Raw genomic sequence first — 15,376 nt, 5'->3', positions numbered from 1 at the left:
CTTCATAAAGACGCTCTCGATAAAAGGCCACGCCCGTGGAGGGCATGGCCAGGGATAATATGAAACGGCGAGGCTTAGTCCCGCACCGGTGGCGGTGCCAACACATCGCGCTGACCATTGCCGCCCGGTGAGCTGACGATGCCCTGATTTTCCATCTGCTCGATGAGACGGGCTGCCCGGTTGTAACCAATCTTGAACTTGCGCTGGACGCTGGAGGTAGAACCTCGACGGGACTCCACCACAAAGGCGACCGCCTCGTCGAACAGGGGGTCGAGCTCTTCATCGCCACCGCCGCCATATTCACCGCTGCCGCCTTCGCCGCCTGATTCACCGGAGAGGATCTCGTCGATGTAGTTTGGCTCGCCGCGCAGTTTCCAGTCCGCCACCACTTTGTGCACTTCGTGGTCATCGACAAATGCGCCATGCACCCGGGTCGGGTTGGAGGTACCGGCTGGCATGTAGAGCATGTCACCCATACCGAGCAAGGATTCGGCACCGCCCTGATCGATGATGGTGCGCGAGTCGATCTTGCTCGACACCTGGAACGAGATACGGGTCGGGATGTTGGCTTTGATAAGACCGGTAATCACATCCACCGAGGGACGCTGGGTCGCCAAAATGAGGTGAATACCGGCCGCTCGCGCCTTTTGGGCGATACGGGCAATCAGCTCTTCCACCTTCTTGCCGACGATCATCATCATGTCGGCAAACTCGTCCACCACCACCACGATGTGGGGCAGCTTCTCCAGCTCCGGCGGCATCTGATCCATGGAGTCACCCGGACGCCACAGCGGGTCGAGCAGGGGCTCACCCGCCTCGATGGCGGCCAGCACCTTGTCGTTGTAGCCCTTGAGGTTACGCACCCCGACCGCCGACATCAGCTTGTAGCGGCGCTCCATCTCACCTACGCACCAGCGCAGGGCGTTGGCAGCATCCTTCATGTCGGTGACCACCTCGGTCAAGAGATGCGGGATCCCTTCGTAGACCGACAGTTCCAGCATCTTGGGGTCGATCATGATGAAACGCAGATCATCGGGAGATGACTTGTAGAGCATGGAGATGATCATGGTGTTGACCCCCACCGACTTGCCCGAGCCGGTGGTACCGGCCACCAGCAGGTGCGGCATCTTGGCCAAATTCACCACCACTGGCTCACCGGCTATGTCCTGACCCAACCCCATGGTAAGCGGGTTACGGCTGTCACGGAAGGCGTCGCAGTCGAGGGTTTCGCGCAGGTAGACAGTCTGACGCACCCGGTTGGGCAGCTCAATGCCGACGAAGGTCTTGCCCGGGATCACTTCCACCACCCGCACGCTGCTGGCAGAGAGGGAGCGGGCCAGATCGCGCGACAGGTTGGTGATCTTGCTCGCCTTCATGCCGGGCGCCAGATCCAGTTCGAAACGGGTGATGACGGGGCCTGGATAGACACCGACCACCTTGGCCTGCACGTTGTAATCGGCAAGCTTGGCCTCCACCAGACGGCCCATGCGGTCCAGCTCGTCCTTGCTCATCATCTGGGTCTTGGCTGGCGGCCTGTCCAGCAGCTCCAGGCTCGGCAAGGGCGCCATGCCAGGCAGTGGACGACGCTTGGGTTTGGTCGGTGCGACGGCAACCGGTGCGGTCACGTCGTCACCCTCGGCCCAGGGCAGATCGAGAGCGTCATCCTCATCATCGGCCGTGGTCAGGGCTGGCTGGCGACGTGCATTGTCAGCAGCGGCGCGCTTGGGCTTGGCCACGGGCGCAGGCTCGTCGTCTTCATCATCAAACTGGGGATCGAACTGGAAGGTATCATCATCGAGCTCGGGCAGCCACTCATCGGGCTTGGCCTTCTGACCCGCCTTTCCCTTGGCGTTGCGAGTCCAGCTGGTGTGGGGATCGTCCTCTTCATCCTCTTCCAGCTCGATGGCACCCAGGCCACCTTCCAGCAGGGGATCTGGCCCCTCAAAACGGGGCTGGCGCCAACCACCGGTCAACCAGCGGCCCAGGGTGGTGGGAAAGTGATAAACGGCGCTGACTGAACCAGTGCAGGTGGCACCGATCCGCTCGACTATGGTGAGCCAAGACCAGCCAGTAAACAGTGTGATGCCGGTAGCCACGAAGCAGAGCAGCAGCAGGTTGGCCCCGACGCCGCCAAACAGCGGCACCACGACAGAGGCGATCACATCGCCCACCAGGCCGCCGGCGGAAAAGTTCTGCATGTCATTGAAGTTCATGCTGGCGATGGCGGACATGCCGAGTACGGTCAGCACGAAACCCACCATCCGTACCGACAGGGTAAGGTAGTCCACGTCCAGCAGCCGGCTCGGGCGCCAGAACAGGCTCCAGCCCAGCAGGACAACCAGGGGAGGCACCAGATAAGAGAAGGCCCCAAAAGTGAACATTGTGATGTCGGCAAGCCAGGCCCCCGCGCTACCGGAGAGGTTCTTCACCTCCCCTTGCCAAGAGGTCTGGGACCAACCAGGATCGGCCGGGTGATAGGACAACAGGGCAAGCAAGAGATAGGCAGCCATCAGGGTGATGGCGATCAAGACGGCTTCGAAGATCCGTTGTGTACCTGATAAAGGAGTAAACAGCTTTTTATCGGCCAAACTCCGGCTCCTTTCTGAAAACATGTAATGCAGGGGATAAGGGGGCCTAGTATTCCTGAAAAGCCCACCGATTGTCAGCCAGTGCCTGATGGGCTGGGCCATATTTACAATCAACGCGATAAGAAGAAACGAGCGGACCGGCCGCTCGTTTCTGACTGTCGTGACTTGTCATAAGCCTGGCAAGTCATAGCATAACCTAACTCAACGGGTACTGATCACCAGACGACTGCTCTGTTTGACCTCTTCCATTACCACGTAGGTGCGGGTGTCATTGACACCGGGCAGTCGCAGCAAGGTTTCCCCCAGCAGGCGACGATAGGCCGACATGTCGCTAACGCGGGTCTTGAGCAGATAGTCGAAATCGCCGGAGACCAGATGGCACTCCTGGATCTCTTCGAGCACCTGAACAGCCTTGTTGAACTGTTCAAATACATCCGGCGCACCGCGATTGAGGGTGATTTCCACGAACACCAGCAGAGACGCGTCCAGATAATGAGGGTTCAGAATAGCGGCATATCCCTCGATATAACCTTGTCGCTCGAGGCGACGAACCCGTTCCAGACACGGTGTAGGACTCAGGCCAACTCGTTTGGACAACTCAACGTTCGAAATCCTGCCATCCTTTTGCAGCTCATTCAAAATGTTGCGGTCAATCCTGTCCAAATCCTTTAGCCGACTCTTAGCTTCCATCATTTTATTCCATCCTTTGGCTATTTTTTGGTACGAATCACCATTCACTTTATAATTATGGTCACAAATCCTGTCAATACCTGAATATGCTCGGTGAACACGCCGCTCAACATCATTGCAACATAAAGCACCAATCGATAGACGAGGGATAGCATGATTATCGGTGTACCTAAAGAAATAAAAAACCATGAATATCGCGTAGGCATGGTTTCGGCCAGTGTACGTGAACTAACAGCACGAAACCATACTGTTTTCGTCCAAAGCGGCGCCGGAAACGGCATTGGCTTCGGTGATGCAGATTATCGCGCTGCCGGCGCCGACATTTTGGCCTCCGCCGCAGAGGTTTTCGCCAAAGCCGAGATGAGCGTCAAGGTAAAGGAGCCCCAGGTCGTCGAACGCGCCATGCGGAGCACGGGTCAGACCCTCTTTACCTACCTGCATCTGACACCCATCTGCCCCAGACCCAGGAGCTGATCACGCGCGGCGGCATGCAGGTGCCCTGTGCCACTGCGCCAACACTTGTCAGCCATGACCACATTGCCCGGATGAAACCGGGTTCTGCCAGTGTCGGTGTGGCCATCGCTCAGGGCCGCCAGGTGGAAACCGCCCACGCCACAACCCATCAGGATCCCGCCTATATAGTCGACGAGGTAGTGCACGACTGTGTCGCCAACATGCCGGGGTGGTGACTCGCACCTCCACCGTGGCCCTCCAACAATGCCACTCGACCCTTCATCATCAAACTGACGGAGCAAGGCTATCGGGAGGCGCGGCTCAAAGATGACCACCTGCGCCACGGGCTCAACATCATGGCGGGTCACGTCACCTGCAAAGAGGTGGCCGAGGCCTCTACCGTTCCGCTGACCCTGTTGAGCTGATCGCCCTCCCAACCGGGGAGTCGGTGAGTCAGAATCCGCCCGCGATGGGCGTTTTTTATGTCCGAACGCACGCCAGTCCGCACCGATAATCGATTGCCACAATCGACTCACTGGCCTTTGACCCCGGATCTCGAATTACCTACAATCGCGCAAACTCATCACGTCTCGGAAATCACATCATGAGCCAAGTCACTCACAGCAAACTGCTGATCTTAGGGTCAGGCCCGGCCGGTTACACCGCCGCCGTCTATGCGGCCCGCGCCAACCTCAATCCCTTGTTGATCACCGGCATGCAGCAAGGCGGTCAGCTGACCACCACCACCGAAGTGGAAAACTGGCCAGGTGACCCAGAGGGGCTGACCGGTCCGGCCCTGATGGAACGCATGAAAGAGCATGCGGAAAAGTTCGACACCCGCATCCTGTTTGATCACATCAATGAAGTGGAGCTGACCCAGCGTCCGTTCCGCCTCAAGGGCGACAGCGCCGAGTACACCTGTGATGCACTGATCATCGCCACCGGCGCCTCTGCCAAGTACCTGGGACTGCCTTCAGAAGAGGCATTCAAGGGCCGCGGCGTCTCCGCCTGCGCCACCTGTGACGGCTTCTTCTATCGCAATCAGGAAGTGGCCGTGATTGGCGGCGGCAACACGGCTGTGGAAGAGGCGCTCTATCTGGCCAACATCGCCAAGAAGGTGCACCTCATTCACCGCCGCGACGAGTTTCGCGCCGAGAAGATCCTGATCAAACGTCTGCACGACAAGGTGGCGAGCGGCAACATAGTGCTGCACACCCACCAGACCCTGGACGAAGTGCTGGGGGATCAGATGGGCGTAACCGGCGTGCGTCTGCGCAGCACCCAAGACGACACCACCTCAGAACTGCCGCTGATGGGGGTCTTCATCGCCATCGGTCACCAGCCCAACACCCAGATCTTCGATGGCCAGCTGGCCATGAAAAACGGCTACCTGATCGTTCGTGGCGGGCTGGATGGCTTTGCCACCCAGACCAGCATCGAAGGGGTCTTTGCCGCCGGGGACGTGGCCGACCACACCTACCGTCAGGCCATCACCTCAGCCGGTACCGGCTGCATGGCGGCCCTCGACGCCGAGCGATATCTGGACGCGCAATAAGCGCAAGGGATATAAAAGGCATGCCGTGAGGCATGCCTTTTTATTTTAAGGAGCCGGATGAAACATAAAATACTGATTGTCGAAGACAGTCTGACGATCCGCCGCATGTTGATCCAGGCCATCGCACAGCAAACAGGCCTGGAGATAGATGCGTTCGATACCCTGGAGGGCGCCCGTCATTGCCAGAGGGAAGAGTATGTGGTGGCCTTGGTCGATCTCACCCTGCCGGATGCTCCCAGCGGGGAAGCCGTCAAAGTACTGCTGGAACTGGGCCTGCCGGTAGTGATCCTCACCGCCGATATCAGCGAAGACAAGCGGGAGGCCTGGCTGGAAGCCGGGGTGCTGGATTACGTGATGAAAGATTCGCGCCACTCACTGCAATATGCGGTGAGTCTGGTGCATCGCCTCTATCTCAATCAGCAGATTGAGGTATTGGTGGTCGATGATTCGCGCACCTCCCGCCATCGCACCATGGCCCAGCTGCGCAAACAGTTGCTGCAGGTACATGAGGCGAGCCATGCCCGCGATGCCCTGGCCCAGCTTGAACAGAACCCGGCCATTAGGCTGGTGTTGGTCGACTACCACATGCCGGAGATCGACGGCATCAGCCTAGTGCGCATGCTGCGGGAGCGCTACAGCAAGCAGCAGCTCGCCATCATAGGGATCTCGGTGTCGGACAAGCGCGGCCTCTCTGCCCGCTACCTCAAGCAGGGTGCCAACGACTTTCTCAACCAGCCGTTTGAACCGGAAGAGTTGCAGTGCCGGGTCAGCCACAACCTGGAGGCCCTGGAGCAATTCAACAGCATTCAGGAGTCGGCCAACCGTGACTACCTGACCGGGCTCTATAACCGGCGCTACTGGTTCAACGAGGGGCAGAAGTGGTTTGAGGAGCATCAGCGCCAAGGCACACCGCTCGCCCTCTGCGTGCTCGACGTGGATCACTTCAAGCAGGTCAACGATCACTGGGGCCATGCCATCGGCGATCAGCTGCTTTGTCATCTGACCCGGTTGCTCGCCCAGTTCTTCCCCGATGCCATGATCGCCCGCTTTGGCGGCGAGGAGTTTGCCCTGATGGTGCCCCATTGCACCGTGCCGGTGCTGCTCAAACGGCTGGAGGGGCTGCGCCAGCAACTGCGTCAACAGCCATTGTCACGGGAGATCCCGCTGTTTGCTCGCGCCAGTTTCGGGGTGATCAAGGTTGGGCCTGTCTCCATGGACGAGGCACTGAGCGAGGCGGATCGCCTGCTCTATCAGGCGAAGAACACGGGTCGCGACAAGATAGTGTCTCAGGACTCATCGGCATGAGCAAACCTTGGCAGATGAGCACCCTGTAGTACTGCCCGACGGATCCTCACTGTGGATATCGTCGGGTTGCTCTTCTCCTTTCAGCACCACTCAATAGGTCTTGTCGACACGCACCCCATCGTTGAAATAGAGGATACGCACCTTGTCGCCGTTCATGAATACCATGGCCGGATCATAATCCTGAATGACGTTGATGAGCCCGTTCTGCTCGTTGCGAATGAGCAGCTCCACCAGCTTGTTCTCCACCACAGTGCCGCCAGACTGATACTGCTGCGCTGCAGCCGCGCCGGCAAGAGCACCGACGGCGGTAGCAATTTCACGGCCGTGGCCGCCACCAAACTGGTTACCAAGCAGACCGCCCAACACGGCCCCCCCCAGCGTTTTCCAGCCGGAGTGCTCGGACTCCAGGATCTGGCGCTGGGTGATATTACGCACCGTCTCGACCTGGCCAAACACCACCTGATCCACGGGCCGCGCCGTGTTGCGCTCGTAGACCTGGGCACTGGCGGGTGCAGTGACAAAGCAGAACAAGCTGGATACTATCAGGATAATGGCCTTCATCTGTGAACCTCTTCGCCTTATGTCTCGCTATCTTACCCAATTGGATGATGAGCTGTGCTGGTTTCCCGACCCCGAGCACGCCCTGGAAGAACCCAATGGCCTGCTGGCGATCGGGGGGGATCTCTCCCCTGACCGATTGCTGGCAGCTTACCACAAGGGGATCTTCCCGTGGAATGAGCCCCACCAGCCGCTGCTGTGGTGGTCACCTGATCCCAGAGGGGTCATCATTCCGGAACAGTTGCACGTCAATCGCAGCCTGCGTAAATTTATCCGCCGTACCTCATTCGATATTTCCATCAATCGCGCCTTTAATGAGGTAATAGCGGCCTGCGCCGCCCCCCGTCGCAGTGCCAGTGGAACCTGGATAAGCACGCCCATGATCGACGCCTATCGACAACTTCACCGCCTTGGCCATGCCCACTCAGTCGAGATCTGGCAGGATGGCCAGCTGCAAGCCGGTCTCTATGGCCTCTCACTCGGGCGCCTCTTCTGTGGCGAGTCCATGTTCAGTCGCATCGACAACGGCGCCAAGCTGGCCATGATGGCACTCTGCAAGCACTTCACCCGCTACGGCGGCGCGCTAATCGATTGCCAGATGCAAAATGACTTCCTGGTCACCATGGGGATCCAGGAGTGGCCAAGGGCCACCTTCTTGACAGCCCTGGCCCAACTGAGTCGACAACCATTGGCCAAGCACTGCTGGCAACCGGAGAGCATCAGCCTATGACAGAAGAAGTGATCCTCAAGGTAGGGCTGACCCCCAAACATCAATGCAGCTATCTGGGCCATGAACAGGAGCAGCTGCTGGTATTGATGGACCACAACCTGCTCAATGCCAGTGGCTATGAGCGGCTGCTGACGGCGGGATTTCGGCGCAGCGGCAACGACATCTATCGACCTCACTGCCCCGCCTGCAGTGCCTGCCAGTCCCTGCGCATCCACAGTGAGCGTTTCATGCCAAGCCGCAGCCAGAAGCGGATCAGCCAGTTGAACCAGGACCTGGAGCTGGTGCTCAGCTACGATGATAAACCCGAATATTATCAGCTCTACGAGCGCTACATTTGCGAGCGTCACCGTGATGGCAGCATGTATCCCCCCAGCCGGACCCAGTACAAGGGCTTTTTACACTGCGACTGGATGCCTCCCCTTTACCTGGAGATGCGCAAGGACAACCAGCTGATCGGAGTCGCCACCACGGATCTGCTACCTCACAGCATGAGTGCCATGTATACCTTCTTCGATCCGGCCCATGCCGATCGCTCCCTCGGCACCTTCGCCATCCTGAGTCAGTTGGAACTGGCCAGGCGTACAGGTCGCACCTGGTTGTATCTCGGCTATCTGGTGGAGGAGTGCCGCAAGATGAATTACAAGCGCCAATACCTGCCCCACGAGCGACTGATCCACGGGGAATGGAAAAATATCGACACCAAGCCCGAGTAAACTTTACACATAGCCTTAAATCCGGCATGATCCAGCGGATTTTTGTTGTGGCTTATCAAGAGGATTCAATGGCTAAAGAAGACAGTATTGAGATGCAGGGCACCATTCTCGAAACCCTGCCCAATACCATGTTCCGTGTGGAACTGGAAAATGGTCACGTGGTTATCGCTCATATTTCCGGCAAGATGCGCAAAAACTACATCCGTATCCTGACTGGGGACAAAGTAACGGTAGCTCTGACTCCGTACGATCTCTCCAAGGGACGTATTGTTTTCCGCTCTCGCTAAGCCAGGAATTCAGCAAAAAACCCCAACCTTTCGGTTGGGGTTTTTTGTCGCTTTCTAACTATCAGTGCTTAGTGGGAGACAGCTTCAATATTGACCTGAAAATCAAAACTGAGGCTGTCATTTACCAACTCAACCTTTACTACCCCCCCATCAACCAGTGATCCGAACAGGATCTCATTGGCCAAGGGTTTCTTGAGGTGTTCCTGGATGACCCGTCCCATGGGTCTGGCTCCCATCGCCCTGTCATATCCCTTCTCGGCCAACCAGTGGCGGACACCCTCGGACACTTCAAGAGACACGCCCTTGGCATCCAGTTGTACCTGCAACTCGACAATGAACTTGTCAACCACCTGATGGATCACCGTCATGTCCAGATGGTTGAACCAGATGGTGTGATCGAGCCGGTTTCTGAATTCCGGACTGAACGTCTTGTTGATCACCGCCATGGCATCATGACTCATGTCTTGCTGCTGGAAGCCAATGGACTTGCGCTGGGTTTCCTGCACACCGGCGTTGGTGGTCATCACCAGGATCACGTTGCGAAAATCCGCCTTGCGCCCGTTGTTATCCGTCAGAGTCCCGTTGTCCATCACCTGTAGCAGCAGGTTGAACACGTCAGGATGCGCCTTCTCGATCTCGTCCAGCAGCACCACTGAGTGCGGATGCTTGAGCACTGAGTCGGTCAACAAGCCGCCCTGTTCAAAACCGACATAACCAGGAGGAGCACCAATCAAACGAGAGACTGTGTGTCGCTCCATGTACTCGGACATGTCAAAACGCAGCACTTCCACCCCGAGCGCCTTGCCAAGCTGCTGGGTGACCTCTGTCTTGCCCACCCCGGTCGGGCCAGCAAACAGGAAGCAACCCACAGGACGGCGTTCATTGCCAAGGCCCGAGCGTGACAGACGGATTGAGTCAGTCAGCACAGCGATTGCCTTGTCCTGACCAAACACCACCATCTTGAGGTTCCGCTCCAGGTTCTTTAGCACTTCCTTATCGGAAGAAGAGACAGACTTCTCTGGAATACGGGCTATCTTGGCGACTATGGCTTCGATTTCCGGCACATTGATCACTTTCTTGCGCTTGCTCGCAGGCAGCAGACGCTGCCCTGCCCCCGCCTCATCGATCACGTCGATCGCCTTGTCAGGCAGATGGCGGTCATTGATGTACTTGGCCGAAAGTTCGACCGCGGCACGGATCGCTTTGACGGTATAACGCACACCGTGGTGCGATTCGTAGCGGCTCTTGAGCCCCATCAGGATGCGAGTGGTGTCATCCACACTCGGCTCGACGACATCGATCTTCTGAAAACGACGGGCCAGCGCTCGGTCTTTCTCGAAAATCTGGGAATATTCCTGGTAGGTCGTCGACCCGACACAGCGGAGCAAGCCATTGGAGAGCAACGGCTTGATGAGGTTGGCCGCATCCAGCTGGCCACCGGAAGCTGCCCCGGCCCCTATGATGGTGTGGATCTCGTCGATGAACAGAATGGCCCCTTCCTGGCGCTCAATCTGCTTGAGCAGCACTTTGAGGCGCTTCTCGAAGTCACCACGGTATTTGGTGCCAGCCAGCAGGGAGCCCATGTCGAGTGAATAGATGGTGCTGCCGGCAATCACCTCGGGCACATCCCCCTTGACGATGCGATAGGCCAGCCCTTCGGCGATCGCCGTCTTGCCTACACCCGCTTCGCCCACCAGCAGCGGGTTGTTCTTGCGGCGACGGCACAGTACTTGGATAGTGCGGCTCAGCTCCTGATCGCGACCGATGAGCGGGTCGATTCTCCCCTCCAGCACCAACTGATTCAGGTTGGTCGCAAAACTCTCGATCTGGGCGGCAGAGACATCGTCATCAGACTCGGCGTTGTTACTGCTGTTATCCGGCTTGCTGTCTTTACGCACCCCGTGGGAGAGGAAATTGACCACATCCAGCCGGCTGATCTCGGCTTTCTTCAGGAAATAGGCAGCCTGTGACTCTTGCTCGCTGAAGATGGCGACCAGCACGTTGGCGCCGCTGACTTCAGTATTACCTGAAGACTGAACATGGAACACGGCACGCTGCAGCACCCGCTGGAAGCCAAGCGTGGGTTGAGTTTCTCTGTCTTCATCATCGCGGGGAATAAGCGGGGTTGTTTGACTAATGAATGCGCTGATCTCTTTGCGCATCAGCTCCACATCCGCACCACATGAACTCAGCGCCTCATGGGCTGAGCTGTTATCCAACAGGGCTAACAACAGGTGCTCGACGGTCATGAATTCGTGGCGCTCGTCACGGGCCAGTTTGAAAGCCTCGTTCAGCGTCTTTTCTAGATCTTTATTCAACATAGGCACCTCCCCTCAGTACAGCAACAATGTGGTGTCGTCATCGCCATCAAGTCATCAGATTCAAGCCTTTTCCATGGTACATAGCAGTGGATGCTCGTTGTTACGTGAATAGGTGTTGACCTGGACCACTTTGGTTTCGGCAATCTCGGCGGTGAACATGCCACAGACTCCCTTACCACTATAATGCACACTCAGCATCACTTGGGTGGCCTTGTCCAAATCCATACCAAAGAACTTTTGCAGCACCTCCACCACAAACTCCATCGGTGTGTAGTCATCGTTGTTCAGGACGACCTTGTACATGGGTGGCGGTTGCAGCTTCGTTTTCTCTGCTTGTGCAATCTCTTCATTAGCAAAGAGTTCTTTCTGCTTGCTCATAATCGCGCTTCGGTACCTCTAGATTACTACCGTCTAACACAAGATTGTCAATAGACTTGTTAACCCGATCACATCAGTTGTTAACAACTCCTTGACTCGCTCAAAAGTTAGACTAGATTGGTTACTTGCTAATCGGCGCCCGTCTGCTATGGGCATATGCTACTAGTTATAAAGGGCTGGCGCAGGTTACTCAACGACTTCAGGGTAATCAATAAAAGGATGTAGATGTATGGCAACCGGAACAGTCAAGTGGTTTAACAACGCAAAAGGATTTGGGTTTATCTGTCCGGAAGGGGGTGGTGAAGATATCTTCGCCCACTACTCCACGATAAAAATGGAAGGTTACAAGACCTTGAAAGCAGGTCAAGCAGTCAACTTCGAACTGCAGCAGGGGCCGAAAGGAAATCACGCCTCTGTCATCGTGCCAAACGAAGCACAGAACATGTAAGAGTCGAACTGGATAAATAAAAAAACCGGCTGACCGCAAGGTCGCCGGTTTTTTTATAGCAGTGCGCTCTTGCGAGCGTGAAGCTTGTCAGACGCAGGCTTCATCGGCCAGCACAGGGCCTAGTCGTGGTAGTCCTGACAGGCGCTCAGGGTATTTTCCATCAGGCTCGCCACCGTCATGGGACCAACGCCCCCCGGAACCGGTGTGATGAAGGAGGCGTGATTACGCGCCGTCTCAAACTCCACATCCCCCACCAGAGAACCGTCAGCCAGACGATTGATGCCCACATCGATCACCAAGGCCCCCGGTTTGATCCACTCCCCCGGAATGAAGTTCGGCTTGCCCACCGCCACGACCAGCAAGTCGGCACGACGCACCTGATCTTCCAGATCCTGAGTGAAGCGATGACAAGTGGTCGTGGTACAACCGGCCAGCAGCAGCTCCAGCGTCATCGGGCGTCCCACAATATTGGATGCTCCAACCACTACCGCATGCAGGCCGTGTGTCTTGACACCCGTAGCCTCAATCAGCGTCATGATCCCCTTGGGCGTACAGGGACGCAACGCCGGAATACGTTGAGCCAAACGGCCAACGTTGTACGGATGGAAGCCATCCACGTCCTTGTCGGGACGAATACGCTCCAGCACCTGAGTCGTATCACAATGGGCCGGCAGCGGCAGTTGCACCAGAATGCCATCTACGTCCACATCATCATTGAGCCGATCGATCAGGGCCAGCAACTCTTCCTGGCTCGCTGTCGCGCTCAGATCGTAAGAGCGGGAGATAAACCCCACCTCTTCACAGGCGCGGCGCTTGCTGCCGACATAGACCTGAGACGCCGGATCAACCCCGACCAGGATCACCGCCAGACCTGGCGCCCGTTTCCCTTGTGCCAACCGCTGTTGGACTTGCGCTGCGACCTGATTGCGAATCGTTTGCGCAACCTGTTTTCCATCAATGATTTTGGCAGACATCGTTCTTCACTCACCATGTGTTCAACTGCCGCGCATTGTCGCATTTTTTTGGCGCGGGTGTTAGCAGCGCTCGCTAAGCGGGCAATAAGTAGGCACTTGAATTTACTAGCGGAAAAATACATTGACGCTGCCTTTCCCGCTTGGGTATGATGCCCGCCCGTTGCCCAGTACCGCCGCTATCGGTATGCTGGACAAGAAATTTTCGGTGATTAGCGCAGCCCGGTAGCGCATCTGGTTTGGGACCAGAAGGTCAAAGGTTCGAATCCTTTATCACCGACCAAGTTCATCGATGAGCCAGCTTGGCTGATCGATACAGAGCGCCCTTAGCTCAGTCGGATAGAGCAACGGCCTTCTAAGCCGTGGGTCGCAGGTTCGAATCCTGCAGGGCGCACCATTAATAAATCCTCTCTCCCCGGGATGGATGGTATTAATGGAAATTTTCAGTGGTGGCTGTAGCTCAGTTGGTAGAGTCCCGGATTGTGATTCCGGTTGTCGTGGGTTCGAGCCCCATCAGCCACCCCATTACCCCTTTGCCTGCTTATTCCTTTTCTCAGAATCATCTTTGCTGTCCTGCTCGGTCACAAACACCTCAAAGTGCACAGCTTTACTGTCGGCGTCTTTCACTAAGCCGCTTGCACCGGCTTTGGCTATTTGATGTTCGCCCCAGTGACCGATGACCTCTCCGGCCTGAACCGCTATCGGATTAACACTGCGGTCAACGACGGGCGCATCCTCTTTGAATTCGACGGGGATACTCGGCTCGGCAGCCAGCCCTGCACCGATCTTGCTTTTCGCCAGCCAGCCAATGGCCCCTTTGCTGGCACTGGTCATCACCTGATTGGCGCTGTCTTTGACGGTGCCGCTGCCCACCTTGAACACCTGTACTTTACGAAACTCTGTCGTGCCGCCATTGATGTTCACCATCTGTGGCTCACCAGATACCACCACCTCACTGCCTGCAGGCAACCCCAAGCTCTCAGCTGTGGTGTCAGCGCTTTTACGTAGCCATGTATTGCTAGGGATCTTATAGCGAGCAGGCTTGCCTTCCGGTGGCGTCATCCACGTCGGCTTTTGTGGAAATTCCTGCTGCAACTGGCTTTGTGCGATATAGAACGGGCTGTTCGGTTCATCGACGTAGTGCACCAGAAAGTAATCGTGGGCCTCATCTCTGTGGTTGAGCAGGTTGCTCGGGGTTTGCTGGAGCAGCTTCACCTCAGCCCCTGTTTTGGCATACACAGGGTTACTGCCCGATAGTCGGCGTGTCAGCTTGAGGTGGGCCACCGGTTCATAGGTGGAGACACCCGAGCCCTTGACGGTCACTCGCGCCGCCTCTGGACTGTTGTAAGTGTTCTCACACGCGATGTGCATGTAGAGGCTGTAGAAGGTCAGCTGATTCTTGCTCTGCTCACCGGCCTCGTAGCGATGACGTACCAGACAAAACGAAGGGGAGGTATACAAGTCAATCTTTCCCTCTGGCTTGCCCTCTTCGGCGCTACGGGTCGCCTTGGCTGGTTTGGTCGCCAGCCGGTAGGCCACAATCTCCCCATCTGCAATGGCGCGTACAGCGCCGCTCGGGTGCCAGCCCCCTTTCTCACTGAGGTGGATGCCACCGTGCCAGATACGGTTGCGACCAATCAGGAAAGTGCCGCTCTTGAGACTGTTGATCTTCTCGATAAAGGCATCGAGGGAGGCCATCTCGCTGGGGGAGTTGCCTCCCCATATTAATTAAAAACACATTTATGCAGAGTCATCCCATCTTTTTTCTTTTCAGCTACAACAAAGTCAGGCTGCGTATCCCAAACATATTTTTGATCTTTCTCATCAAAAAAACCAAACCAATCAACAGCAAAGCTATTACTATTGCTATTAAAATTCAACTTGGCGATGGGTTTGCTTCTAGAAATCGAGTCCCAATTTATTATTTCATTACGAGACTCCAATACATCAACTAAAAACAATTCAGCGTAACCCCGTCCTGACTCAACCAGTCTCGCATCAACTAGCAAGTTATTATCATTGACATTGATTGTAACTGTGGAACTCTGTGATACATTTATATACCCACCAAATCCACCGCATTTAACAGACCAATAACCTACATAAGAGCCTGTATCAGCACTTACCATTTCAGATAAAATCATAAAAAAAACAAGAATTTTATTTCTCATTGTCAATCAACTCCAAAAAACCGGGCTTTATGAACAGTTAAGTTTTTCCAGAACGCTCTTCAGAAAGAAACTATTCATCATATCTCAAACATTCGTCCATTGTTTTTATTGGTTGTCCATGTCGACCAGGAGGAAGACTTGCCCACTTATAAATACAGCCATTTTCAATCGCCTATTTAATTTAGCTGCATCATAAATAAAGTCCTTG

General features: G+C 56.0%; 14 protein-coding genes, 3 tRNA genes and 1 pseudogene. 10 read left to right on the top strand and 8 right to left on the bottom strand.

Going from position 1 to position 15,376, the window contains the following annotated elements; all coding sequences use genetic code 11:
- Positions 1 to 74 precede the first annotated feature (74 nt).
- Both WJM78_RS08355 and lrp read right to left on the bottom strand, forming a co-directional pair.
- Positions 75 to 2,588, bottom strand: a complete 2,514-nt coding sequence (locus WJM78_RS08355; protein WP_042035407.1) for a DNA translocase FtsK — start codon at positions 2,586 to 2,588, stop codon at positions 75 to 77.
- Between the two features lie 201 nt (positions 2,589 to 2,789).
- Positions 2,790 to 3,281, bottom strand: coding sequence for a leucine-responsive transcriptional regulator Lrp (gene lrp / locus WJM78_RS08350; protein WP_005300047.1), 492 nt, complete (start codon positions 3,279 to 3,281; stop codon positions 2,790 to 2,792).
- Positions 3,282 to 3,431: 150 nt separating this feature from the next.
- On the opposite strand from lrp, the pseudogene WJM78_RS08345 reads away from it, so the two are divergent.
- The 3 genes and pseudogenes from WJM78_RS08345 (at position 3,432) to WJM78_RS08335 (ending at position 6,591) form a co-directional block, all read left to right on the top strand.
- A pseudogene (locus WJM78_RS08345) lies at positions 3,432 to 4,156 on the top strand (alanine dehydrogenase).
- Between the two features lie 179 nt (positions 4,157 to 4,335).
- Positions 4,336 to 5,286, top strand: a complete 951-nt coding sequence (gene trxB, locus WJM78_RS08340) for a thioredoxin-disulfide reductase (protein WP_042035405.1) — start codon at positions 4,336 to 4,338, stop codon at positions 5,284 to 5,286.
- Positions 5,287 to 5,343: 57 nt separating this feature from the next.
- On the top strand, positions 5,344 to 6,591 hold the full coding sequence (locus tag WJM78_RS08335) for a diguanylate cyclase (RefSeq protein WP_042035402.1): 1,248 nt from the start codon (positions 5,344 to 5,346) through the stop codon (positions 6,589 to 6,591).
- Positions 6,592 to 6,681: 90 nt separating this feature from the next.
- Here WJM78_RS08335 and WJM78_RS08330 read toward each other — a convergent pair whose 3' ends face one another.
- Positions 6,682 to 7,152, bottom strand: coding sequence for a glycine zipper 2TM domain-containing protein (locus WJM78_RS08330; RefSeq protein ID WP_212514720.1), 471 nt, complete (start codon positions 7,150 to 7,152; stop codon positions 6,682 to 6,684).
- 19 nt (positions 7,153 to 7,171) lie between these two features.
- Here WJM78_RS08330 and aat point away from each other — a divergent pair, with 19 nt between their 5' ends.
- The 3 genes from aat (at position 7,172) to infA (ending at position 8,879) form a co-directional block, all read left to right on the top strand.
- The gene (aat, locus tag WJM78_RS08325) at positions 7,172 to 7,879 is read left to right on the top strand and encodes a leucyl/phenylalanyl-tRNA--protein transferase (protein WP_212514721.1); all 708 of its coding nucleotides are present in this window, start codon (positions 7,172 to 7,174) and stop codon (positions 7,877 to 7,879) included.
- The gene (locus tag WJM78_RS08320; protein ID WP_042035397.1) at positions 7,876 to 8,592 is read left to right on the top strand and encodes an arginyltransferase; all 717 of its coding nucleotides are present in this window, start codon (positions 7,876 to 7,878) and stop codon (positions 8,590 to 8,592) included. Before aat ends, WJM78_RS08320 begins: the two co-directional genes overlap by 4 nt.
- A gap of 68 nt (positions 8,593 to 8,660) precedes the next feature.
- Entirely contained in the window at positions 8,661 to 8,879 is a 219-nt protein-coding gene (gene infA, locus WJM78_RS08315) for a translation initiation factor IF-1 (RefSeq protein ID WP_005300033.1), read from the top strand.
- Positions 8,880 to 8,947: 68 nt separating this feature from the next.
- Here infA and clpA read toward each other — a convergent pair whose 3' ends face one another.
- Both clpA and clpS read right to left on the bottom strand, forming a co-directional pair.
- Entirely contained in the window at positions 8,948 to 11,200 is a 2,253-nt protein-coding gene (clpA, locus tag WJM78_RS08310; protein WP_339015060.1) for an ATP-dependent Clp protease ATP-binding subunit ClpA, read from the bottom strand.
- Between the two features lie 60 nt (positions 11,201 to 11,260).
- Entirely contained in the window at positions 11,261 to 11,578 is a 318-nt protein-coding gene (gene clpS / locus WJM78_RS08305) for an ATP-dependent Clp protease adapter ClpS (RefSeq protein ID WP_042035393.1), read from the bottom strand.
- A 229-nt stretch (positions 11,579 to 11,807) separates the two neighbouring features.
- Between clpS and cspD the strand changes: the two genes are divergently transcribed.
- Positions 11,808 to 12,026 carry a cold shock-like protein CspD gene (cspD, locus tag WJM78_RS08300; protein ID WP_042035390.1) on the top strand — a complete coding sequence of 73 codons (219 nt, stop codon included), beginning with the start codon at positions 11,808 to 11,810 and terminating at the stop codon, positions 12,024 to 12,026.
- Between the two features lie 119 nt (positions 12,027 to 12,145).
- Here the strand turns inward: cspD and folD are convergent, their stop codons facing one another.
- Positions 12,146 to 13,000, bottom strand: coding sequence for a bifunctional methylenetetrahydrofolate dehydrogenase/methenyltetrahydrofolate cyclohydrolase FolD (gene folD, locus WJM78_RS08295; protein WP_042035387.1), 855 nt, complete (start codon positions 12,998 to 13,000; stop codon positions 12,146 to 12,148).
- A 203-nt stretch (positions 13,001 to 13,203) separates the two neighbouring features.
- Between folD and WJM78_RS08290 the strand changes: the two genes are divergently transcribed.
- From WJM78_RS08290 to WJM78_RS08280, 3 genes are all read left to right on the top strand, one after another.
- Positions 13,204 to 13,280: transfer RNA gene (locus WJM78_RS08290), tRNA-Pro, on the top strand.
- A 37-nt stretch (positions 13,281 to 13,317) separates the two neighbouring features.
- Positions 13,318 to 13,394, top strand: a tRNA-Arg gene (locus WJM78_RS08285).
- 52 nt (positions 13,395 to 13,446) lie between these two features.
- A tRNA-His gene (locus WJM78_RS08280) sits at positions 13,447 to 13,522 on the top strand.
- Here WJM78_RS08280 and WJM78_RS08275 read toward each other — a convergent pair.
- Together WJM78_RS08275 and WJM78_RS08270 are read right to left on the bottom strand one after the other, a co-directional pair.
- Entirely contained in the window at positions 13,523 to 14,695 is a 1,173-nt protein-coding gene (locus tag WJM78_RS08275; protein ID WP_339015058.1) for a hypothetical protein, read from the bottom strand.
- Between the two features lie 26 nt (positions 14,696 to 14,721).
- Positions 14,722 to 15,168, bottom strand: coding sequence for a hypothetical protein (locus WJM78_RS08270; RefSeq protein ID WP_339015056.1), 447 nt, complete (start codon positions 15,166 to 15,168; stop codon positions 14,722 to 14,724).
- Positions 15,169 to 15,376 lie beyond the last annotated feature (208 nt).

It is taken from the genome of Aeromonas popoffii (assembly GCF_037818705.1).
GTDB lineage: Bacteria > Pseudomonadota > Gammaproteobacteria > Enterobacterales > Aeromonadaceae > Aeromonas > Aeromonas popoffii.
The sequence above is the reverse complement of the archived record's forward strand: the minus strand, read 5'-3'. Positions and strand labels throughout refer to the sequence as shown.

Coding starts and splice junctions, on each gene's coding strand:
- lrp (WP_005300047.1), bottom strand. CDS start 3,281: ATGATGGAAGCTAAGAGTCGGCTAAAGGATTTGGACAGGATTGACCGC.
- trxB (WP_042035405.1), top strand. CDS start 4,336: ATGAGCCAAGTCACTCACAGCAAACTGCTGATCTTAGGGTCAGGCCCG.
- WJM78_RS08335 (WP_042035402.1), top strand. CDS start 5,344: ATGAAACATAAAATACTGATTGTCGAAGACAGTCTGACGATCCGCCGC.
- WJM78_RS08330 (WP_212514720.1), bottom strand. CDS start 7,152: ATGAAGGCCATTATCCTGATAGTATCCAGCTTGTTCTGCTTTGTCACT.
- aat (WP_212514721.1), top strand. CDS start 7,172: ATGTCTCGCTATCTTACCCAATTGGATGATGAGCTGTGCTGGTTTCCC.
- WJM78_RS08320 (WP_042035397.1), top strand. CDS start 7,876: ATGACAGAAGAAGTGATCCTCAAGGTAGGGCTGACCCCCAAACATCAA.
- infA (WP_005300033.1), top strand. CDS start 8,661: ATGGCTAAAGAAGACAGTATTGAGATGCAGGGCACCATTCTCGAAACC.
- clpA (WP_339015060.1), bottom strand. CDS start 11,200: ATGTTGAATAAAGATCTAGAAAAGACGCTGAACGAGGCTTTCAAACTG.
- clpS (WP_042035393.1), bottom strand. CDS start 11,578: ATGAGCAAGCAGAAAGAACTCTTTGCTAATGAAGAGATTGCACAAGCA.
- cspD (WP_042035390.1), top strand. CDS start 11,808: ATGGCAACCGGAACAGTCAAGTGGTTTAACAACGCAAAAGGATTTGGG.
- folD (WP_042035387.1), bottom strand. CDS start 13,000: ATGTCTGCCAAAATCATTGATGGAAAACAGGTTGCGCAAACGATTCGC.
- WJM78_RS08275 (WP_339015058.1), bottom strand. CDS start 14,695: ATGGCCTCCCTCGATGCCTTTATCGAGAAGATCAACAGTCTCAAGAGC.
- WJM78_RS08270 (WP_339015056.1), bottom strand. CDS start 15,168: ATGAGAAATAAAATTCTTGTTTTTTTTATGATTTTATCTGAAATGGTA.